Genomic DNA, 21,437 nt, shown 5'->3' with positions numbered 1-21,437 from the left:
CGCTCAGTCCCGGGGTGTACCACTGCGGCGCGGCGGGGGGCTGCGTCGTCGGTGGGGTGGGGTGGTCGCGCGGTGGGGAGTCCGGCTTCAGGTACTCCTCGGGCTTGTCGGTGGATTCGGTCCACCAGCGGGGCGACTGGCCATCCCGTGGGGGCGTGCCTGGGTCACCGGTGGGCTGTTCGCCCTCCGGCTCCGACGGCTCCCGCCCAGGGGGTGGATTCCAGTTGTCCGACATCGATACTCCTCACGAGACCTTGCTGGCCGAAGCCGTGAACGTGTTGCAGTTGGCGCTGTTGACAGTGTTGAAGCCCTGCGCGGCCCAGTACTGGTGACTGATCCGCGCCCCGTGGTCCCGCGGGCCGCCACGGTTGTTCTCATCCCCGGTCTGAGCCTCGACGTAACGCCGGTAGATGGTCAGATCGAGCCCGGTGATCCCGTACGACGTCTTGTTGGCCCCCATGAACGCCGCCCCGAGGCACGACGCCTGGAGCTCGATCCGCCGGCTCACCTCGAGCCGCGCGTCCTGGTCCGGTGCCTCGTACTCCAGCTCCGCCGCGGCCGGCAGGATCCCGGCCAGCTGCTGCAGATGATGCCCGAACTCGTGCCCCGCGGTGTAGGTGGCCCACATCCGCGAGAAGGACCGGTTCGCGTCGTCCGAGGCCCGGTTCCACAGCTTGATGTCGTCCTCGTACTTCAGGTACAGCGTCCGGTTCGCCGAGCAGTAGAACGACGTCGGCGACGAGCTCGTGCACGGTGACTGCACCGTGCCTGCCCAGAAGATCACCCGCGGCGCGGCGTACTCGTCCTGCCCGGCGCGGACCAGCGGCGTCCAGGCCCGGTTCAGGCAGCCGACCAGGTTCGCGTAGTAGGTCTGCACCGCCCCGGCCGAGTCCAACGCGATCCGCGGCTCCCGACAGTTCACCGTCTTCTGCACCCCGCTCCGGTAGAACCCGTCGGTCCGGACGATCGCTGCACTGTCCTGCGACGCCCCGGGCGCTCCCGGGGTTCCGGGCGGGCTGTCGTCCGGCTCGGTCGGCGTGGCGCTCGCACTGGTCGGCACAGCCCCCGGCCCGTACGACGGCGCGACCGTCGGCGCGTTGCTGCTACGCAGCGTGAGCGCGGTGATCACCACGAGCGCACCGACCCCACCGAGCAGGAGCAGCCCGGCCAGCAGCCCGGTCCGGCGCTTGCGCGGTGGCCCGCCGTGCCGGATGTGGCCGCCGGCACCGAAGTCGGGCCCCCAGCCCACCTGCGGCAACGCCGGCCCGCCACCCGGCGTACCGGGTGGTGGGTAACTGGCATAGAGCGGTAGCGACCCGTCGGGCATCGGTCCCGACGGTGGTGCTCCTGGTGGTGCGCTCCAGTCCTGGTCAGACACGGTTGATCCTCATCCCCCCGGGACACACAGGGCGTGATCCGGACGGCCAGGCTATCCATCAGCACCCGTCCACGTCAGCACATTGCTGCGCCGATCATCCGGGACCACGCCGGGTATCCGCTACCGCACGCGTGGCGACGGAGCGGTGAAGGTGTTGCAGACGACCGGGTTGCGGCTGTTGTAACCGCGGGTGGCCCAGTACTTGTGGTTCGGCGCGTCACCGTGGTCGTCGTTGTTGTCGGTGACGTTGCCGATCAGCCACTTCCACTGGGTCAGCGACTGGCCGGTGATCGGGTAGGTGCGCCGGTTGGCGCCGATGAACACGTCACTGAAGCAGGAGGCCTGCAGCTCCAGCCGCCGGGTCATCTCCAGTGCCTCGGACCGGGTCGCGGCCTCGTAGCGCAGGTCGTGGTTGGCCTCGAGGATGCCGGTCAACTGCTGGACGTGGTGACCGAACTCGTGCGCGAACTGGTGCAGCATCCACATCCGCGCCCAGACCTTCTGGTAGCTCTGCGGGTACCGGTTGTAGTTGCCGATGTCCTCTTTGAGGTTCATGTAGATGGTCTCGTTGCTGCCGCAGTAGAACGGCGGGCCGGTGTCGCTCATCGAGCCGCACGGCGACTGCACGACCCCGGTGAAGGTGACCAGGCTCGGTGCGCGCATCGTGCCGCCGGACTTGCGGACCATCGCGGTCCAGGCACGGGTCAGGCAGGTCCGGAGGTTGTTGTAGTTGGCCTGCGCCCCGGCGGTGTTCGCGGGCCGGGCGTTGCTCTCCCGGCAGCCGGTCCCCGGCATCGTGCCGGCGGCGTAGAGCCGGTTCCGGCTGACGACCTCGTAGTCGGTCGGGCCGCGCCGGACCGGCGGCGTCGTGGTCCGCGGCGCGGTCGGCTTGGTCACCGTGGGCTTCGGCGCCGGCGGCTTGGTGGTCGGCGCGCCGGTCGGCTTGTCGGGCGACGCCCCGACGCTCGGGTCGTCGGTCGGGTCGGTCGTCGGGCTGTCCGTCGAGGTGGGGATCCCCGGGCTGGAGTAGTTGTCCGGCCCGTCGTGATCGAGCGCGTAGCTGACGATGCGCAGCCCGAGGAAGGCGACGCCGACGACGATCAGCGGGACGACGAACCAGATCGCCTTGCTCTTCTTCCGCGGCCCGCCAGGTCCGCCCGGTCCACCCGGTCCCTGCGGCGCACCCCAGCCGATCCCGTGCGGCAGCTGCTGCATCGGCGGCCGGGCGTTGTAGTGCGCCTGGGTCTGCCACGGCTGCGGCGCCAACGGCCCCGGCGGCGGCATCTGTCCCGGTCCGCCGTAGCCAGGCTGCCCGCCGTACTGCGGTTGCCCGTACTGCGGTTGGCCGTACTGGGGCGGCTGCGGCTGGTACGGGCCCGGCGGAGGTGGCTGCTGGGGCGGCGGCTGCTGCGGGTACTGACCAGGAGGTCCCCACTGGTTGTCGGACACGCGCACTCTCCCGTGCCCCGGCGGCGGTCACCTGCGCGGCTCGGGGCGCAGCCGCACCGCCAGACGCTATCCGAGTCCGGGCTCAGCCCGCTCCCAGCCCCTCCTGGTCCACCTGGCGGAATCGTTGCGCCAGGCACGAGTCACGGTAAGGTGCCCGTGCCAGCGGCCACTGCACGTCGTACTGCGGGGGGCCGACCTTTCTGACCCTCTCGATACGGTGTGATTGGGCGATGCGTCTACGTCTGCTCGGGGTATCCCTGTGCGCTCTCGGAATCCTGGTCGTGACCGGTGCTCAGGCCGGCGCGTCCGGTGCGAGTCCTGCCGCCGACCCGGTGGTGACCAATTACGACAGCGAGATCAGGGTCGACCGCGACGGTGCGCTCAAGGTCTCCGAGACGTGGAAGCTGAGCAACGTGACCGGGACCTTCACCCGGTTCCTGGTCACCACCGACCACCTGGCCGACGACGTCGACCACGTGCAGAAGATCGAGGACCTGCAGGTCAAGGCCGGCGGTGAGACGAAGAAGTTCGAGCAGAGCATCGAGGGTGACATCACCTCGGTGGCGGTCGAGGACGTCAGCGGCGACGCGCAGCTCGACTTCACCTACACCGTGCGCGGCGCGGTGGCCGGCACGCTGAACGGCACGGAGGTCCGGTTCACCCCGTTGACCGGCCTGTCGTACACGGTGCAGGACGCCAACATCGTCTACAGCACCCCCGAGGTCTCGCACGTGTTCTGCGTGGCCGGCGCGATCGACAGCAACCACCCGTGCACGCTGGCGCAGCTCGGCGAGACCGCCGGGCCGACGTTCCGGCAGCAGGGGCTGCCGCCGGGCAACACGGTCCGGATGACGGTCGGCTTCCCCGAGGGCGAGATCGCCGCGAACTCGATCGTCGAGTACCGCAAGACCTTCAAGCGGGCCTTCTCCACCGACACCGCCCAGCTGATCACCGCCCTGCTCGTGCTGCTGCTCGGCGCCGGCGCGCTGCTCGCCCTGTACCGGCTGCGCGGCCGCGACCAGGTCGACCCGAACCGCGTCGTACCGGCTTCGCTGTTCAGCCTCGGGCAGGACACCCGGATCGACTTCACCCCACCGGCCGACCTGCGCCCCGGTGAGGTCGGCACGCTGATCGACGAGCGGATCGACCCGGTCGACGTGACCGCGACGATCATCGACCTCGCGGTCCGCGGTCACCTGACCATCACCGAGCTCGAGCACGCCAACGAGTACGCGCGACCGGACTGGGAGCTCAAGCGGGTCGCGAACGCGCCCTCGGAGGAGCTGCAGCGCTACGAGAACGTCCTGGTCCGCGCGATCTTCGGCGACACCGACACCGTGCTGGTCTCCGAGCTCGGCCCGCAGGTCCGGGCGAACCTCGGCCAGGTCCAGGACGCCCTGTACGACGGCGTCGTAAAGCGCGGCTGGTTCACCGAGCGCCCGGACCGGACCCGCTCGCTGTGGACGACCGTCGGCCTGGGCGTCACCGTGCTCGGCGTCGTACTGATCGTGCTGCTCGCCCTGTTCAGCACCTGGGGCCTGCTCGGCATCGCCGTCACCGCTGTCGGCGTCGGCCTGCTCGTGATCGGCCGGCACATGCCCGCCAAGGCTCCGGCCGCCGGACGGGTGCTCGGCCAGGTCGCGGCGATCCGCGGCGAGCTGCTGGAGATGGACGTCAGCGAGCTGCCCAGCGACCAGCACGTCGAGCTCTGCTCCCGCGCACTCCCGTACGCCGTGGTCCTGGGCGGTTCGGAGCGCTGGATCGACGCCCTCGTCGCCACCGACGTGGACAACGACGAGGACGAGGGCTTCCCCTGGTACCGGGGACCCCGCGGCTGGCACCTGCAGCACCTGCCCGACTCGCTGCGGAACCTGACCACCAACCTGACCGGGGCCCTCTTCACCCGCTGACGCAGTACTCGCTGACGCAGTACGCGCTGGTTACCAGTTGTCCTGGGCTCCGGTCCGGGGCAGCTGCTTCGAGGCCGGGTGGATGACGTAGACGAGTCCGCCCGAGTGCGGGACCCAGGCGTTCTCGAAGGCCTTGCGGTCGTACGTCGTCCGGACCTCGTCGTTGCTCTTGATCAGGTGCGAGGCCGGGTCGTTGACCACCACGTTGCCGGCCTTGTCGAAGCCGACGATGACCATCAGGTGGCCGTTGGTCCCGTAGCCGGCGCCGGGCAGCTCGTCCTTCTCGAACGACAGCGACGCGACCAGTGGGATGCCGGCCTTGATGAACTGCTCGGCCTCGGTCAGCGACCGCAGCCGGGTGACGAAGGCGTCGACCTTGCGTGTCCCGGCGTACGCGGTGTTGAAGGGCCAGTTCCCCGCGCCGTCGTAGTCGTAGTCGAAGACCATCCGGGCCGAGTGGTCGACCTGCGGGTCCGCGTCGGCCGGGTCGACCCAGTCGGTCTCCCGCTTGCCCGGTCCGGCCCGCCAGTAGTCCAGCACCATCGCCGTGGACGTCGCCGAGCACCAGGCCTCGCCGCCGTTGTCCCACTGCGGGTAGTGCCCGATGTGCGTCTCCTGCGAGTACGCCGGTACGTCGAGCACCTTGCCCCACGCGCCACCGCCCGGGCTGACCGGCACGGTCTCCTCGTCGGGCAGCCGGGACGCCATCGCCCCGACCGACCGGACCACCGGGACCTGCCGGCTCCCGGCCTGGCGGAACAGCGTCACCTTGAGCCGCCAGCGGTCCAGCGAGTGCCCGTCGTTGGCCACGAAGGTGTCGACCGCGACGTCGCCGACGCTGTCCTCCTGGTCCGGCACGGAGGTCCGGTGGATCGTCCCGGCCGCGGTGTCGTCGCCGCTGGTCCACCGGCCGAGCACGTACCACTTGGTGCTCGTGCCGAGGTCGGACCGCCCGGACATCGACACCTCGATCCAGGTCCCCGCCGGTGTGGTCGCGTTCCAGGACGCCACCAGCTCGGTCAGGCCGAACCCGGGCCGCACCTCCGGCGACACCCAGCTGGCCTGCTCGTAGGTCTTCGCCGTCCCGTCACCGAACGGATCGACGTACGACGTGGTGCCGGTCGGCCGGCGGAAGACCAGGTTGCCGCCGGCCATCGACGTGCCCTGGTGCTGACCGGACAGGAAGTCGAGTGGCGACGTCCACTCGTGGTACCCGATGTCGCGGGACGGCGGGGCCGGCGCGGCGTGGGACGGCGTGAGCGTGAGCGGGGCGACCAGTGCCGCGGCCAGCAGGGCGGAGGCACAGCGAGTGGCGGGGGTCATACTCTCCGACGATAGGGCACCCGTCGTGAATCTGTAACGCGCTACGTGTCGCCCAGGTTATTTCTTGTCGGGCCATTCCTCGGTGAGCAGCGCGTAGACCAGCTCGTCGGTCCACTCGCCCTTGAGGAACTCGTTGCGGACGAAGTGCGCCTCGCGCCGCATCCCGAGCCGCTCGAGCAGCTTCACCGAGCCGGTGTTGCGCGCGTCCAGCCGGGCGATCATCCGGTGCCAGCCGAAGTGCTCGAAGCCGAGCCGGAGCAGCTCCTTCGCGGCCTCGCTCGCGTACCCGTGGCCGGCCGACTCCGGGTGGAAGACGTACCCGATCTCGCCGGCCTTGTGCTCGGCCGAGTGGACGAACAGGGTCACCTCGCCGAGGTGCTGCCCGGTCTCGGTCAGCTCGACCGCCAGCGACAGCGCCTGGCCGTCGGTGTCCATGGCGACGTCGGCGATCCGCCCGGCCAGCGCCTCCTTGACCTGCTCGGGCGTCCGCGCGTCGTACAGCAGGAAACGGGCGACCTCGTCGCTGGACTGGAGCTTCAGCAGGTCGTCGTAGTCGGTGTCACGGTACCGGCGCAGCGTCAGCCGGGCCGTGGTGATCGGCAGGGTGGCAGTCATCGATTCCACCGTAAGTAAGGGTGCAACCCGTTTTCGGCACAGTTTGTCAAGAGTGGTGCCCGAACACCGTTACCCTTGATCGGTGACTCTTCGCTTGTACGACACCGCGACGGCAACAGTGAGGGATTTCGTACCGGTCCATCCGGGCAAGGTCGGGATCTACCACTGTGGGCTGACGGTGCAGGGTGCCCCGCACGTCGGGCACATCTACAAGGAGGTCGTGTTCGACGTCCTGCGGCGCTGGCTGGAGCGCTCGGGGTACGAGGTCACCGTGATCGCCAACGTGACCGACATCGACGACAAGATCCTGACCAAGTCGGCCGAGCGCGGCGTCGAGTGGTGGGCGCACGCCTACGAGTTCGAGCGTGAGCTGCACTGGGCCTACGACGTGCTCGGCTGCCGCCCGCCGACGTACGAGCCGCGCGCGACCGGTCACGTCCCGGAGATGCTGGAGATGATCGGCGAGCTGATCGAGCGCGGGCACGCGTACGTCGCCCCCGACGGCTCCGGCGACGTCTACTTCGACGTGAAGTCCTGGCCGGCGTACGGCGCGCTGTCGCACCAGAAGATCGACGAGATGGAAGAGGCCGAGGACGCGGACCCGCGCGGCAAGCGCGACCCGCGCGACTTCGCGCTGTGGAAGGGCTGGACCGAGGGCACCCCGCTGACCGCCTCCTGGCCGACCCCGTGGGGCCGCGGCCGCCCGGGCTGGCACCTGGAGTGCTCGGCGATGGCCGGCAAGTACCTCGGCGCCGAGTTCGACATCCACGGCGGCGGCCTCGACCTGCGCTTCCCGCACCACGAGAACGAGCTGGCCCAGTCGACGGCGGTCGGGCAGAAGTTCGCCCGGTTCTGGATGCACAGCGCCCTGGTCACCACGGCCGGGGAGAAGATGTCGAAGTCGATGGGCAACGGCGCGGTCGTGCGTAACGTCGTCGAGCGGGTCCGCCCGATCGAGCTGCGGTACTACCTGGTCCAGTCGCACTACCGGTCCGTCGTGGAGTTCTCGTTCGCGGCGCTGGAGGAGGCCGCGACCGGCTTCCAGCGGCTCGAGGGCTTCGTCACCCGGGCGACCGAGGTGACCGGTGGGGTCGAGCCGTCGGCCGACCTGCCGGCCGAGTTCGCGGCCGCGCTCGACGACGACTTCAGTACGCCGGCCGCGGTCGCCGTACTCTGGAACACGGTGCGCGACGGCAACAAGCTGGTGGCCGACGGCGACTCGCCCGCGCTGCGGGAGGCGCTGGGGTCGGTCCGGGCGATGCTCGACGTGTTCGGGCTCGACCCGCTGGCCGAGCCGTGGGTGTCGCGGTCCGGCGCGAACGACGAGCTCACCGAGGTCGTCGACGGGCTGGTGGGCGCGCTGCTGGACCAGCGCGCCGCGGCCCGCGAGCGCAAGGACTACGCCGCGTCGGACCAGATCCGCGACCGGTTGAAGGAGCTCGGCGTCGTCGTCGAGGACACCCCGCAGGGGTCGCGCTGGACGATCGCCCCGCGCCCAACGAGTGAAGGAAGCTAGACGTGCCAGGCAGTAGTCAGCGCAAGGGCGCCATCCGGAAGAAGCCGCGCGGGAACCCGACGGCCGGCTCCGGTGGCCGGGTCCGCCAAGGGCTGGAGGGCAGGGGCCCGACGCCGAAGGCGGTCGACCGGACCAAGCACCCTGCCCACAAGCGGGCCAAGGCCAAGGAGCGCGCCGAGAAGCGCACCACCGGGCGCCGCCCGTCCCGCAAGGACGAGGGCGCGACCGTCGAGTGGGTCTACGGCCGCAACCCGGTCGTCGAGGCGCTGCGCGCCGGCGTACCGGCCAGTGCCGTTTACGTTGCCGAGGGCACCGAACGTGACCCGCGGCTGCGTGAGGCGCTGCTGCTCGCCGTCGAGCGCGGCATCGCCCTGCTCGAGGTCCCGCGGATCGAGCTCGACCGGCACACCAGCAACGGCGCGCACCAGGGTCTCGCGATCCAGATCCCGCCGTACGAGTACGCCCACGCCGACGACCTCCTGCGAGCCGCGTACGACGTGGAGCAGGCGCCGCTGATCGTCGCGCTCGACGGCGTCACCGACCCGCGCAACCTCGGCGCGATCACCCGCTCGGCGGCCGCGTTCGGCGCCCACGGCGTCGTCGTCCCCGAGCGCCGTGCCGCGCAGGTTTCCGCCTCGGCCTGGAAGACCTCCGCCGGCGCCGCCGCCCGCATCCCGGTCGCCAAGGTCACCAACCTCAACCGCGCCCTCAAGTCCTACAAGGACGCGGGCCTGCTGATCGTCGGCCTCGACATGGCCGGCGACGTCGAGCTCCCGGACCTGCAGTCCGCCACCGACCCGATCGTCCTGGTCGTCGGCTCCGAAGGCAAAGGCCTGGCCCGCCTGGTCCGCGAGAACTGCGACATCATCGTCTCCATCCCGATGACGTCGGCCACCGAGTCCCTCAACGCCGGCATCGCCACCGGCGTCGCCCTCTACGAGATCTCCCGCCGCCGGGCGCAGTAGCTGACCACGAACGTGAAGCAGGCCCCGGACCAGTCCTTGGTCCGGGGCCCGCTGCTGTTGTCCAGCCTCGTCGCCGGGCGCCCAGCCAGCCATGGGGACCTTGAACACGACCGCGGGACCTTGAACACCAAATAGCCTGTTCAAGGTCCCGCGGTCCTGTTCAAGCTGCCGGGAATCGTGCGCCAGACAGGGCTCGGCGGAGGCGGTAGGCCACCTGGTCGGGGCGGTTCAGATCAGCCCAGCCGATCCGGACGAAGGAGTAGCCGAGTTCGCGGAGCCGGTCCTCCCGCCATTTCTCGGCGACCAGGGCGCTCGACGGCTGTACGCCGTACTTCTGCACGCCGTCGAACTCGACGATCAGCCGCGGCTCGAGCAAGAAGTCGACCCGGCCGACCAGCTCTCCGTTCGCGGCATGGATCTCGACCTGCGGGCGTGGAGTGGGGAGCCCCTGGTTGGCCATCAACACTCTCAGCCGCGATTCACCGACGGATTCGCTCATCCCATCGGCGAACCGGACCGCCGCGCGCGCTGCCGGGGACCCGGCCCAATGCTGGAAACGGTCAGCTGTCGCGATCAGATCCTCCGGTCCGACCAGCCTGGTCCGCAGCGCCGCATCCGCCACGACCACACCCACCTGGTACGACGTACTGCAGGCCACCTCCACGACAGCCCGAGCCGGAGACGTCACCCGGCAGCCTTCCAGCATTCGGGTGTCGCCCGGCGCCAGCGGCGAACGGTGGGTCCGCACCGAGCGGTCCGTCCGAGCTCGCCCGGTCGATCGCGTGACCTGAACCCGGCCGAGATCCAGTCCCCACGACGGCAGACCGAACCGGATCGCCGCCGACTGGTGACTGACCGCAACCCCCTCGCCGAGCCGATGCACGATCACCCGGGTCAACAGCCTGTGCACCCGCTCGACCCGCTCCCAGGACGGCTCGCCATCCCCTGGCACGCCGACCTCGGCGTACGCGTCCCGGCACAACCGCGTCCACCTGCCCTGCCGCACCCGCCACCGGATCTCACTGTCGCTGTACCCCGCCGCCATCGCATCCGCCCGGCAGAACCATCCGCCGCGCCCGCTCGTCACCACCATCAATCTCGGATTCACACCAACAACATGCCGCCGAACCGCCATCCCACCCGGGCCGATCCACCACCTGTGCACAACTTTCCGCCGCGCGGCAGCCACCCACCGACGCCCAACTCGCCCGCACGCCGTGCGCCGTACGCCGTACAGGCGTCCCCGGAGTAAACCGAGCGGGACCTTGAACACCAAAGCGGGACCTCGGACAAGGAATAGCCTGTCCGAGGTCCCGCTTTGGTGTTCAAGGTCCCCGGTCTCGAAACCGGGAATCCGAGGGGTCCGTTGTGGTGCAGGTGTCAGTAGACGTTGACGCCGTAGACACCGAGGGCTTCCGGGACGGGCTGGAAGAAGGTGGTGCCGCCCGACGAGCAGTTGCCGCTGCCGCCGGAGGTGAGGCCGAGGGCCACCTCGCCGGCGAAGAGGGCGCCGCCGGAGTCGCCGCCTTCGGCGCAGACGTTGGTCTGGATCAGGCCGGTGACGGTGCCCTCGGCGTAGTTGACGGTGGCGTTGACACCGGTGACGGTGCCGCCGTGCAGGCCGGTGGTGCTGCCGCTGCGCTGGACCTGTTGGCCGACGCTGGCGTCACCCGCGCTGGTGATCTCCTGGAACGAGCCGTTGTAGAGGTTGACGTTGCCGGGCGGCTCCGTCGTACCGGCCGGGTACTTCACGAGGGCGTAGTCGTTGCCCGGGAAGCTGGAGCCCTCGGTGGTGCCGACCGACGTGCCCTGGCCGGAGTCGGCGAACCACTCGGCGGCGATGTTGCCGCAGTGGCCGGCGGTCAGGAAGTAGTACGACGACCCGTCGGTGACGTTGAAGCCGAGCGAGCAGCGGTACTGCCCGCCGTAGATGGCGTCGCCGCCGCTGAGCTTCTTGGTGAACTTGCCGGGCACCTTGGTCAGCGTGACCTGGCTGCCGAGGCTCTTGGCGACGGCCGTCAGGGTGTCGTACTTGGCGCCGGTGACGGTGTCGTCGTACGAGACGGTGACCTTGCCGTCGGAGCCGGTCGCCCAGGCGGTGCCCGGGATCGAGGCCTTGTCGGCAAGGGTGGAGACGATGCTGTCGGCCGAAGCGATCGGTGTCGGCGCGGCAGAGGCCTGGGTGGCCAGCAGGGCGGTGGTGGCGGCGAGTCCGGCAGTGGCAACCACTGCGGCGACTCTGCGGACAGGACGAAGTGTCATGGTCAGCCTCCTCACGAGAAGGACGCATTCGGGGCGGACGCGTCCAGGTCGACCGAGGTAAGGCCTACCCATCGTCTCTGTAGGTACTCGAACCTGCGCGAAGTGTGAGGGCTAACCTTCGTCCGGCCGAGCCCGAGTTATGAACGTGCATAACTGGTGAGTGATGACACAACGGCGCCCCCTGCTCCCGGAGGAGCAGAGGGCGCCGAGGAGTGGTGAACGTCAGTAGACGCTCACGCCGTACCGGTTGAGGACCTCGACGACCGGCTGGAAGTACGTCGTACCGCCGCTGGAGCAGTTGCCGCTGCCACCGGAGGTCAGACCCAGGGCCGTGGTGCCGGAGAACAGCGAGCCTCCGGAGTCACCGCCCTCGGCGCAGACGTTCGTCCGGATCAGGCCGGTGACCGTGCCCTCGGCGTAGTTCACCGTGGCGTTCAGGCCCGTCACCGAGCCGCTCCGGAGACCGGTGGTGCTGCCGCTGCGACGGACGGACTGCCCGACCGTCGGGTTGGCCGCGCTGGTGATGTCCTGGTACGAGCCGTTGTAGAGGTTCACGTTGCCGGGGTGGTTCGTGTACGACGTCGCGTAGCGGACGATGCCGTAGTCGTTGCCCGGGAAGCTGGTGCCGTACCGGGTGCCGAGCACGGTGCTCTGCGACGAGTTCGCGTACCAGGTGGTGCCCAGGTTGGTGCAGTGGCCGGCGGTCAGGAAGTAGTACGTGCTGCCGCTGCGCACGTTGAAGCCGAGCGAACAGCGGTAGCCACCGGTGTAGATGGCGTCACCTCCGCTGATCCGCTTGCTGAGGACGCCGGGCAGCTTCTCCAGGGTGACCTGGCTGCCGAAGCGCTGGGTGACGTTCGTGAGCGCGGCGAGCTTGCTGCCGCTCACGGTGTCGTCGTACGAGACGATGATCCGGCCCGACTTCTCGTCGGTCATCCAGGCGGTGCCGGGGATCGTCGCCTCCTTGCTCAGGGTGGCGGTGATGGTGCTGGCCGAGGCGATCGAGGCCTCGGGAGCCGCGCTGGCGGTGGCCAGCTGGACGGTGGTGGCGACCAGGCCGGCGGCTGCCAGCAGGGACACGGTACGGCGAATGCGCATGGTTGTGCCTCCTCACGATGAGGACGCCCGGGGCGGGAACGTCCTTGACTCAACCGTGATCTGTTCTACCGGAAACTGTCACAAAGTGCCCGGGTGAACTCGGAGAGTAAGGGTTTCCCTTCGCCAAAAACCGGTCGATGTGGTGTAAAGGATTATCGGCCGATGTAGCTCAGTGTCCGCCGCAGCAGCTGCCGGTCCCGCCCGAGCGCGGCGTGGTCGACGTCGACGGCCCACTGCTCGCCGTCCAGCGTCACGCTCATCACCCCGTTGTCGAACCACGGCCCGTACGCCGTCCGCCAGCTCGCCGCGACGTCCCGCACCCCCGCCGACCGGGCCAGCTTGTGCAGCAGCGTCGTCATCCACCGGGTGTCGAGCAGCTTGTTCGCGACCCGGACGTGGCCCGGGATCGGGTTCCGGAACGGCGACATCGTCAGCTGCCGGATCGCCGTACCGGGGTGCTCGACCGCGTTCAGCCGGGCCTCGGTGACGTAGCTGCAGTGCACGTCGCCGGACAGCATCAGGATCGAGGCCGGCGGGTTCTGCGACGTCACGAGCTCCGAGAGCAGGTCGGTCACGTCGTCGAACGACTTCCGGAACGACGCCCAGTGCTCCAGATCCATCCCCTGCCGGATTCGCTCGCCGAGCCTCGACCCGCGCTTTCCCCAGGCGCCGGAGGAGATCGCCTCGTCCCAGCCCTCCAGGTGGTGCAGCCCGGGCGCGAGCAGGAACGGCAGCGTCGAGGCGAGCAGCAGGTGGTTGATCGGCGTCGTCGCCTCGATCGTGTGCCGCCGGACCCACTCCCACTCGTGCGCGTCGACCATCGCGCGCTCACCCGGCTGCAGGTGCCGTGAGCAGCGCGAGTCGACCGCGACGAGCCGCACGCCCCGGCCGAAGTCGCGGTAGAAGCTCCAGCGCGTCGACGCCGGGTCCTCATCGGCCTCCCAGGCGAACGCGTCCAGGTACGCCGTCCGCTCGTCGTCGTCGCCCAGGGTCCGCATCGCCTGGTAGGTCGCGTCCTCGGCCAGTTGCTCCGGCGACAGGTTGCCCAGGTGCTGATAGACCCAGTACGACGCGTAAGCGCCGACCACCCGGTCGTGCCACCACGGCTGCTGGGTCACCCACTGGCGCCAGGTCAGCGAGGTGTTCCAGTCGTCGCGCAGGTCGTGGTCGTCGAGCAGCATGCACAGCGGAACGGTCGAGAACAGCCAGCGCACCGCGGGGTGGGTCCAGGCGTCGTCGTACAGCCAGGTGTACTCCTCGAAGTTGCCGATCTCGTCCTGCACCTCCGAACCGGGCCGCCCGCCGTGCGCGTCCCGCAACTGCTCCAGTACGGCGTCCGACGGGTCGTCGGCGTAGACCTGGTCGCCGAGCAGCAGGATCGCGTCCGGCCGCTCGTGGTCGGTGGTGGCCATCCGCTCGGCCAGCGCGACCAGCGCGTCCGGCCCGAAGTCCTTGAACCCCTGCTCGTCGAACGGCGCCGACCGCCGGCACGACCCGAACGTCAGCCGATGGCCACCGTCGGCATCCGGTGTCCGGATCACGCTCGGCCCGTACGGCGGGTCAGCGAGTGGCCAGACCCGCTCACCGTCGCAGTGCACCTCGTACGGCGTACTGCTGCCTTCCGGAAGCCCCTCGATCAGGACCAGCGCGTAGTGGTGCCCGTGCACGGACCACGTGCTCGCCCGGTGGCCGAGGATCTCGACCTCACCCGGCCCGGTGGTCTCCACCCAGACAGTTGCCCGCGTCTGGTCGACGTACCGCAGGAGCGGTCCCAGCTTCAGTTGCATCCGGAAAAGCTACTCCCAGAGGCAAACGCTTCAGTCGACGCGCAGTGAGTGCAGCACGAACGAGGCGAGCTCGCGGTAGGCCTCGGCGTCGTTCAGGCCGGTCCGGCGGGCGATGTCGCCGCGCTGGATCGCCTGCATGGTGTGCGCGACCATCTCGGCGGCGAACCCGATGTCGACCTGCCGGAACGTCTTGCTGGCGATGCCGTCCTCGATCAGCGTGCGGACCCGGTCGGCGGCGATCCGGGTGTTGCGCTCGTAGACCGAGCGGGCCGGCGCGAACGTGGCGACGTCGTCCAGGAAGGTCCGGCTGGCCGGGCGCAGCGCGTCGGCGACGGCGTTCAGGTACGCCGCGATCCGGCGGTCGTGCCGGGTCTGCCGGGCGACCGTCGCCTCGACCTGGGCGGTGGCGTTCTTGAAGTAGTGCTTGACCACCTCGACGGCGAGCTGCTCCTTGCTCGGCGCGAGCGCGTACAGGGTGGTTTTGCTGCAGCGCAGCTCGGCCGCGAGGTCGTCCAGGGTGAACCTGCTGAAGCCCTGCGTGAGGAACAGGGACAGAAGCCGGTCGAGCAGCTCGGACTGCCTGCGGGTGCGGCGTCCCGGCACGACTGTTGTCATATCGAGACAGCATAGAACGATACTCAGCTTGGGTCGACAGTATCAATCTGAGTATCATTCAGCGAGGCTGTTGAGAGGGGTGCCTGATGGCTGTCGACCGGTTGCTGCCGACCGAGGAATCCACCGAGCTGCTGGCTCTGGTGCGTGATCTGTGCGAGCACGAGCTGGCGCCGTACGCGGCGAAGGCCGAGGAGGCCGAGACCTTCCCACGCGACGCGTTCCGCACGCTGGGCAAGGCCGGGCTGCTGGGCCTGCCCTACCCGGAGCAGTACGGCGGCGCCGAGCAGCCGTACGAGGTCTACCTGCAGATGCTCGAGGAGATCGCCGCCGCCTGGATGTCGGTCGGCGTCGGGCTCTCGGTGCACACGATGACCAGCTACGCCGTCGCGACGCTCGGCGCCGAGGAGCAGCGCGCACGGTTCCTGCCGGACATGATCGGCGGCGAGCTGCTCGGCGCGTACGCGCTGTCGGAGCCGCAGGCCGGGTCCGACATCAGCGGGATGACCACCAAGGCCGTCCGCGACGGCGACTGGTGGGTGCTGAGCGGGACCAAGTCCTGGATCACGCACGGCTCGCACGCGGACTTCTACACGACCTTCGCCCGGACGTCGGCCGATCCCAAGCATGGGATCTCGGCCTTCCACGTCCCGGCCTCGGCCGGCGGGCTGAGCTTCGGGGCGCCGGAGCGGAAGATGGGCCTGACCGGGTCGACCACGACGCTGGTCAACTACGACCAGGTCCGGGTCCCGGCCGATCACCTGATCGGCGCCGAGGGTGACGGGATGCGGATCGCGTTGTCCGCGCTCGACTCCGGGCGGCTCGGGATCGCGGCGTGCGCGGTCGGGCTGGCCCAGGCGGCGCTGGACTGCGCGGCGTCGTACGCGCTGGGGCGCAAGCAGTTCGGGTCGGCGATCGCGGACTTCCAGGGCGTCCAGTTCCTGCTCGCGGACATGGCGGCGGCGGTCGAGTCCGCGCGCTCGACGTACCTGACGGCGGCCCGGCGGCGCGACCTCGGCCGGCCGTTCACCCAGCAGGCGGCGATCGCCAAGCTGATCTGCACCGACGCCGCGATGAAGGTGACCACCGACGCCGTCCAGGTGCTCGGTGGCTACGGTTACACCCGCGACTTCCCGGCCGAGCGCTACATGCGCGAGGCCAAGGTGACGCAGATCTTCGAAGGAACCAACCAGATCCAGCGCCTGGTGATCAGCCGCGACCTGCTCAGGAGTGTTCGATGAAGCTTGGCCCCAACGACGTTGCCCTGGTCACCGGCGGTGGCTCCGGCCTCGGCGAAGCGACCGTACGCCGGCTGGCCGCGGCCGGCACCGGCGTCGTGATCTGCGACCTCCCGTCGTCGGCGGGCAAGGCGATCGCCGAGGAGCTGGGGGAGCGCGTCGTCTTCGCCCCCACCGACGTCACCGACGAGGCTGCTGTTGTGTCCGCTCTGGATGCGGCCGCTGCGCTGGGCGATCTCCGCGTCGTCGTCACCTGCGCGGGCATCGCCACTCCCGGCCGCGTCGTCGGCCGCAAGGGTCCGTTGCCCCTGGCAACCTTCCGTCAGGTGGTCGAGGTCAACCTGATCGGCACCTTCAACGTCCTCCGCCTCGCCGCCGAGCGCATGCTCGCGCTGGAGCCCGGTGCGGACGGCGACCGGGGCGTGTTCGTGATGACCGCCTCCATCGCCGCGTACGACGGCCAGATCGGCCAGGCGGCGTACGCCGCGAGCAAGGGCGGCATCGTCAGCCTCACCCTCACCGCCGCCCGCGACCTCGCCGACCAGGCGATCCGCGTCGTCACCATCGCCCCCGGCACCATGGAGACCCCCATGCTCGCCGGCCTCCCCGAGGAGACCCGCGCGGTCCTGGAGCAGCAGGTCCCGCACCCCTCCCGCCTCGGCCGCCCCGACGAGTACGCCTCCCTGGTCACCCACATCCTCGACAACCAGCTCCTCAACGGCGAGGTCATTCGCCTCGACGGCGCCCTGAGGATGCCCTCGCGCTGAATTGGTCTGTGGACAACCCGTTCCACCGCGTCGAAACCTCGTACCTTCCCTGGCGACAACAACAGGGAAGAGGTGTCAGACAAAGATGTACTACAATCTGTCCATGGCTGAGGTGCCGATCAGAGAGCTGAACCAGGAAACGGCCAAAGTGCTGGCCCGGGTGAAGCGTGGCGAAGAGGTCGACATCACCGAGCGCGGCGTGGTGGTGGCCCGGCTGGTACCGGCCGAGCCCTCGCCCATCGGCCGCCTGCTGGCCACCGGCAATCTGCGACCACCGCGGGCCACCGGCTTGCTGTCGCGACCGAAGGGCGACGTGCGGACCACGCAGCAGTCGGGTGAGTTGCTCGAGCACCTGCGCGACGAGGAACGCCACTGATGATCTACGTCGACACCGCGGCCCTGGTGAAGCTGGTACGCCGCGAGGTCGCCTCGGACGCTCTGGTCGACTGGCTGAACAGTCATCCCGACCGCCTGCTGGTGTCGTCGGCGCTGGCTGAAGTCGAGCTGCCGCGCGCTCTCCGCCGTACCGAGCCGGACCTGCTCGCCGCCGTGCCGGCGGTGCTGGCGCGGATAGCTGTGTACGAGATCGACGAGCTGGTCCGGACGACGGCTGCGGCGTACCCGGACGGCTTGATCCGCACACTGGACGCGATCCACCTGGCGACTGCCGATGCCGTCCTCGGCGAGGACCTGACCGCCTTCGTCACCTACGACCGTCGCCTCGTCGCGGCCGCTGGTGCCCTGGGGTTGCCGACCGTTTCTCCCGGCGAGGGATGAGTCGTACTCGCGAGGCCTGACGGCGCTTCGAGAACGCCTTCGTGCTGGTGACTTCTGAAAATGATTCATTTCGATGGCGCTCGAAGAGGTGGTTGAGTGGCGCATTCCTGCTTAATGTCGGAGACAGAAGTAGTCGTTCCCGAGATGAATCATTTTCTAAGGAGAAAGCCGATGAACAGAATTGTCGCCGCCGGCGTCTCGACACTGGCCCTGGGGGGCGCACTCCTGGCAACCGCCGCTCCCGCGTCGGCCGCCCCGAGCCACCAGGCCGTCACGGCCGCGCCTGCGACGGTGCAGGCCTACGAGTACTACACCTGGTACTGGGGCCGCGACACCTGTGAGAGCGAAGGCGCCAAACTGCAGGTCCGTGGTGTCATCTCGAACTACTACTGCCAGCAGAGCGCCTACACCACCTGGTACCTGTACGTGCTTTACCGCTGACCTTTCGCCGGCCGGTCGATGTAATTCATTGCGCAATCACCATGCGTTGATCGGCCGGTAATTCAGCGGCCGGAATTCACGCGTCGTCGGTGGCGGCCGGGCGCGGCGGGCGCCGACAGGTCGTCCCCGTACGGCGGGGTCGAATACCGTTCTGCCGTGGAGTTCAGTCTGCTCGGCCCGCTGCGGGTGTCGTCGTCCGGTCAGGACGTCCCGATCCGGCCTGGGCGCCGGCGGACGCTGCTCGCCCTCTTGCTGCTGAAGGCGAACTCGGTCGTCGCCACCGACGAGCTGGTCGAGCGCCTGTGGGACGCCGCGCCGCCGGCCAAGGCGAAGGCGGCCCTGCAGGTCCAGATGGCCCGGTTGCGGCGGGAACTGGGCACGACGGATCCGATCCGCACAGTGCCGTCCGGCTACTGCCTGGAGACGCTGCCGGGTGAGGTGGACGTCGAACGCTTTGAGTCCCTGGTCGGTGCCGCGCCCGGGGTGCCCGACGCGGCGGACCGCTCGCGGGTGCTGACCGACGCGCTGGCCCTGTGGAGAGGACCGGCGCTGATCGACGTGCCCGGCGATCTGCTGCACCGCGACGTCGTACCGCCTCTGAACGAGCGGCGTTCCCAGGCGCTGGAGCTGCGGATCGACGCCGACCTGGAGCTGGGGCGGCAGGCCGCCCTGATCCCGGAGCTGCGCGGGCTGACCGGCGAGCACCCGTTGCGGGAACGGTTCTGGGCGCAGCTCATGATCGCGTACTACCGGGCGGAGCAGCGGGTCGAGGCGCTCGAGACCTACCGGACAGCCCGGCAGGTGCTGGTCGACGCCCTCGGTGTCGAGCCCGGCCCCGAACTGCGCCGGCTCGAACGGGACATCCTCGTCGGCGTCCCCGAGCTGGGCCCGGACCGCCCGGCGCCGCGCCTGGACGACTGGGAGCCGCAGTACCAGCTCCCGCGGGAGGTCACCGGTGTGGTCGGGCGCGACGACGTCGTCGCGGAGCTGGTCGGTCGCCTGACTGGTGACGAGCCGGTGCCGGTGGCGGCGATCCACGGCGTCGCGGGTGGCGGCAAGTCGACCCTGGCGGTGCGGGTGGCGCACCGCGTCCGGTCGGCGTTCCCCGACGGCCAGTGGTTCGTCCGGCTGGACGGCGCCGACGGAGGTGGGCGGGCCGCGGCGGACGTGCTCGGTGAGCTTCTGCTGGCCTCCGGCATCTCCGGTACGGGCATTCCCCGCGGTGTCTCGTCCCGAGGTGCGATGTTGCGGGCACGGCTGGCCGGACGCCGGGTCCTCCTGTTGCTGGACGACGCCGCCGGGGCCGAGCACGTCGAGGACATGATCCCCGGTACGGAGGGAAGCGCCGTACTGGTGACCAGCCGCCGGGACCTGAGCGGCCTGTCCGTGCGCCACGGCTCGCACGGGCTGGAACTGCCGGTGCTGGACGTGGAGGCGAGCACAGCCCTGCTCGGCGTCGTACTGGGTGAGGAGCGAGTAGCCGCCGAGCCCGAAGCTGTGGCTGAGCTGGTCGACCTGTGCGCCCAGCTGCCGTTGGCCCTGCGCATCGCGGCTGCAAGCCTCGGCCTCCACCCGAACCGGTCGATCAGCGGGTACGTCGACGAGTTGCGGGGCAGCGATCGGCTGAGCCGGCTGCAGGTGGCCGGCGACACCGCCGTACGGGCTGCCTTCGATCTGTCTTACCGCGGCCTCGACCCGGTGGCCGCGCGGACCTTCCGGCTGCTCGGCGTGGTTCCCGGGGTGGACTTCACCGCAGAGACCGTGGCGGTGCTGCTCGACACCGGCCGGACCGAGGCCCAGCGGGCGCTGGACGCCTTGGCGACCACCAGCCTGATCCATCACCAGAGCCCTGGCCGGTACCAGTTCCACGACCTCCTCCGCCTGTACGCCGCCGAGCAGTCGCAGCTGGTCGAAGGCCCGGAGCAGTGCGCCGCGGTGTTCGAACGGCTGGTGCGCTACCAGGTCGCCCGGGTCGACCAGGCGGTCGGCCTGCTCTACCCCGCCGTACGGCGGCTCGAGCGTCCGGCTCCCGAGGTCCCCGAGTTCGCTGGGCACGGTGACGCGCTGGCCTGGCTCGACGCGGAACGCGTCAACCTGGTGGCGGCTGCTCGTCAGGCGGTGCTGCAAGGTCCGGCCGAACTGACCTGGTACCTGAGCGACGCTCTGCGCGGCTATTTCGCCGCCCGCCGCCACAACGACGACTGGGAGAACCTGGCGATCTCGGCGCTCGGGGTGGCCGAGGAGGCCGGGACCGTCGAAGCCCAGGCCGCCCTGCACCTGAGTCTCGGGGTGCTGCACAGCTACCGGGCCGAGCACCGGGCGGCGGAGACGCAGTACCAGCTGGCGATCGCCCTGCGCCAGGAGGCCGGGACGGGGGACAAGGCCGGGCCGATCTACAACAACCTGGGCGTGCTCTACACCTCCCAGGCCCGCTACGCCGAGGCCGTCGAGACGTTCCGGCGCGGTATCGCGCTCGACCGCAGGCTGTCCGCGCCGAGCAGTCTGGCCAACAAGCTGTCCAACCTCGCCACCGTGCTGTTCTACATCGGCGACCTGAACGGCGCCGTCGAGCAGCTCCACGAGGCCGAGGACGTGCGGAGCGCCGCCGGGATCCACCCGGCCCCGCACACGCCGTTCACGCTCGGCCAATGCCTGCACCGGCTCGGACACCTCGACGCCGCCGCCACCGCCCTCGGCCGTGCGCTGGAGATCGGTCAGGAGATCGGCGAGGAGCTGGCGGTCATCTACGCCCGGTACGGCCTCGCCGAGCTTCTCTGCGACCGCGACGAGCTCGGCGCGGCCGCGGAGCACGCCGCGGCCGCACTGGCTCTGGCGCGGGAGATCCACAGCCCGGCCGCGGAGATCGACGCGCTCAACGTCTCCGGCACGGTGCAGTGGCTGCAGGGCGAACACCTCTCGTCGGTCGCGCTGCACACCCGCGCACTCGAGCTGTCCGGCGACGCGGCGGAACGGCGTACCGGTGTGATCGCTCGGACCGGGCTCGCGCGGGCGCTGCTCGACAGCGGCCAGGAGACCGCGGCGTTGCGGCACGCGACCGGCGCGCTCGAGGCCGCGCGCCGGCACGGGCTGCTGATCTCCGAGGCGAGGGCGCTGGCGCTGCTCACCCGGTTGTACCGCGACGGCGGGAACCATGCCCTGGCGACGACCAGTGCGAAGGCGGCCGCCGCGCTGCACCGCCGTACGGGCTACCGGCCGCCGGTGTGGGAAGCCGCCTGGCTCGTGACGGACTAGCCGATCGCCGTACGGCGGGCAAGAGCTCTCCGGCCTGGATCGAAAGC

General features: G+C 70.1%; 18 protein-coding genes. 9 read left to right on the top strand and 9 right to left on the bottom strand.

The features are described from left to right. Positions 1–244: 244 nt before the first annotated feature. Together ACLQ2O_RS19345 and ACLQ2O_RS19340 are read right to left on the bottom strand one after the other, a co-directional pair. Positions 245–1,378 (bottom strand): neutral zinc metallopeptidase, encoded by a 1,134-nt coding sequence (locus ACLQ2O_RS19345; RefSeq protein WP_425833221.1) that lies wholly within the window; start codon positions 1,376–1,378, stop codon positions 245–247. A gap of 120 nt (positions 1,379–1,498) precedes the next feature. Then, a complete protein-coding gene (locus ACLQ2O_RS19340; protein WP_425833219.1) occupies positions 1,499–2,827 on the bottom strand; it encodes a neutral zinc metallopeptidase in 1,329 nt (442 codons plus the stop codon). A gap of 230 nt (positions 2,828–3,057) precedes the next feature. On the opposite strand from ACLQ2O_RS19340, the gene ACLQ2O_RS19335 reads away from it, so the two are divergent. Continuing rightward, positions 3,058–4,737 carry a DUF2207 family protein gene (locus ACLQ2O_RS19335; RefSeq protein WP_425833218.1) on the top strand — a complete coding sequence of 560 codons (1,680 nt, stop codon included), beginning with the start codon at positions 3,058–3,060 and terminating at the stop codon, positions 4,735–4,737. Positions 4,738–4,767: 30 nt separating this feature from the next. On the opposite strand, the gene ACLQ2O_RS19330 is transcribed toward ACLQ2O_RS19335, so the two are convergent. After that, a complete protein-coding gene (locus tag ACLQ2O_RS19330) occupies positions 4,768–6,060 on the bottom strand; it encodes a peptidase C39 family protein (protein ID WP_425833216.1) in 1,293 nt (430 codons plus the stop codon). A 57-nt stretch (positions 6,061–6,117) separates the two neighbouring features. After that, positions 6,118–6,675 carry a GNAT family N-acetyltransferase gene (locus ACLQ2O_RS19325; RefSeq protein WP_425833214.1) on the bottom strand — a complete coding sequence of 186 codons (558 nt, stop codon included), beginning with the start codon at positions 6,673–6,675 and terminating at the stop codon, positions 6,118–6,120. 82 nt (positions 6,676–6,757) lie between these two features. On the opposite strand from ACLQ2O_RS19325, the gene cysS reads away from it, so the two are divergent. Together cysS and rlmB are read left to right on the top strand one after the other, a co-directional pair. Then, positions 6,758–8,191: a cysteine--tRNA ligase gene (gene cysS, locus ACLQ2O_RS19320; RefSeq protein ID WP_425833212.1), complete on the top strand. Its 1,434-nt coding sequence runs from the start codon at positions 6,758–6,760 to the stop codon at positions 8,189–8,191. Between the two features lie 2 nt (positions 8,192–8,193). Further along, complete coding sequence (gene rlmB, locus ACLQ2O_RS19315; protein WP_425833210.1) at positions 8,194–9,156, top strand: 23S rRNA (guanosine(2251)-2'-O)-methyltransferase RlmB; 963 nt, start codon at positions 8,194–8,196, stop codon at positions 9,154–9,156. 160 nt (positions 9,157–9,316) lie between these two features. On the opposite strand, the gene ACLQ2O_RS19310 is transcribed toward rlmB, so the two are convergent. The 5 genes from ACLQ2O_RS19310 to ACLQ2O_RS19290 all read right to left on the bottom strand — a co-directional run bounded on the left by ACLQ2O_RS19310 (position 9,317) and on the right by ACLQ2O_RS19290 (position 14,918). Beyond that, complete coding sequence (locus tag ACLQ2O_RS19310; RefSeq protein WP_425833208.1) at positions 9,317–10,264, bottom strand: type IV toxin-antitoxin system AbiEi family antitoxin domain-containing protein; 948 nt, start codon at positions 10,262–10,264, stop codon at positions 9,317–9,319. Positions 10,265–10,536: 272 nt separating this feature from the next. Then, the gene (locus tag ACLQ2O_RS19305; RefSeq protein WP_425833206.1) at positions 10,537–11,418 is read right to left on the bottom strand and encodes a S1 family peptidase; all 882 of its coding nucleotides are present in this window, start codon (positions 11,416–11,418) and stop codon (positions 10,537–10,539) included. 222 nt (positions 11,419–11,640) lie between these two features. Continuing rightward, entirely contained in the window at positions 11,641–12,516 is an 876-nt protein-coding gene (locus ACLQ2O_RS19300; RefSeq protein ID WP_425833204.1) for a S1 family peptidase, read from the bottom strand. 152 nt (positions 12,517–12,668) lie between these two features. Beyond that, positions 12,669–14,303, bottom strand: a complete 1,635-nt coding sequence (locus ACLQ2O_RS19295; RefSeq protein WP_425833202.1) for an alkaline phosphatase D family protein — start codon at positions 14,301–14,303, stop codon at positions 12,669–12,671. A gap of 30 nt (positions 14,304–14,333) precedes the next feature. Beyond that, positions 14,334–14,918 (bottom strand): TetR/AcrR family transcriptional regulator, encoded by a 585-nt coding sequence (locus ACLQ2O_RS19290; RefSeq protein WP_184802780.1) that lies wholly within the window; start codon positions 14,916–14,918, stop codon positions 14,334–14,336. 86 nt (positions 14,919–15,004) lie between these two features. Here ACLQ2O_RS19290 and ACLQ2O_RS19285 point away from each other — a divergent pair, with 86 nt between their 5' ends. From ACLQ2O_RS19285 to ACLQ2O_RS19260, 6 genes are all read left to right on the top strand, one after another. Beyond that, complete coding sequence (locus ACLQ2O_RS19285; RefSeq protein WP_425833199.1) at positions 15,005–16,156, top strand: acyl-CoA dehydrogenase family protein; 1,152 nt, start codon at positions 15,005–15,007, stop codon at positions 16,154–16,156. Continuing rightward, positions 16,153–16,920: an SDR family NAD(P)-dependent oxidoreductase gene (locus ACLQ2O_RS19280; protein WP_425833197.1), complete on the top strand. Its 768-nt coding sequence runs from the start codon at positions 16,153–16,155 to the stop codon at positions 16,918–16,920. Before ACLQ2O_RS19285 ends, ACLQ2O_RS19280 begins: the two co-directional genes overlap by 4 nt. Positions 16,921–17,023: 103 nt before the next feature. Then, positions 17,024–17,296 carry a type II toxin-antitoxin system Phd/YefM family antitoxin gene (locus ACLQ2O_RS19275; RefSeq protein WP_425833195.1) on the top strand — a complete coding sequence of 91 codons (273 nt, stop codon included), beginning with the start codon at positions 17,024–17,026 and terminating at the stop codon, positions 17,294–17,296. After that, entirely contained in the window at positions 17,296–17,697 is a 402-nt protein-coding gene (locus ACLQ2O_RS19270; RefSeq protein ID WP_425833193.1) for a type II toxin-antitoxin system VapC family toxin, read from the top strand. Before ACLQ2O_RS19275 ends, ACLQ2O_RS19270 begins: the two co-directional genes overlap by 1 nt. 171 nt (positions 17,698–17,868) lie before the next feature. Beyond that, complete coding sequence (locus ACLQ2O_RS19265; RefSeq protein ID WP_425833191.1) at positions 17,869–18,138, top strand: hypothetical protein; 270 nt, start codon at positions 17,869–17,871, stop codon at positions 18,136–18,138. Positions 18,139–18,294: 156 nt separating this feature from the next. Further along, a complete protein-coding gene (locus tag ACLQ2O_RS19260) occupies positions 18,295–21,390 on the top strand; it encodes a BTAD domain-containing putative transcriptional regulator (RefSeq protein ID WP_425833189.1) in 3,096 nt (1,031 codons plus the stop codon). Positions 21,391–21,437: the final 47 nt, after the last annotated feature.

The organism is Kribbella sp. DT2, from assembly GCF_049844575.1.
Classification (GTDB): domain Bacteria; phylum Actinomycetota; class Actinomycetes; order Propionibacteriales; family Kribbellaceae; genus Kribbella.
This window is presented reverse-complemented; position numbering and strand designations above follow the sequence as displayed.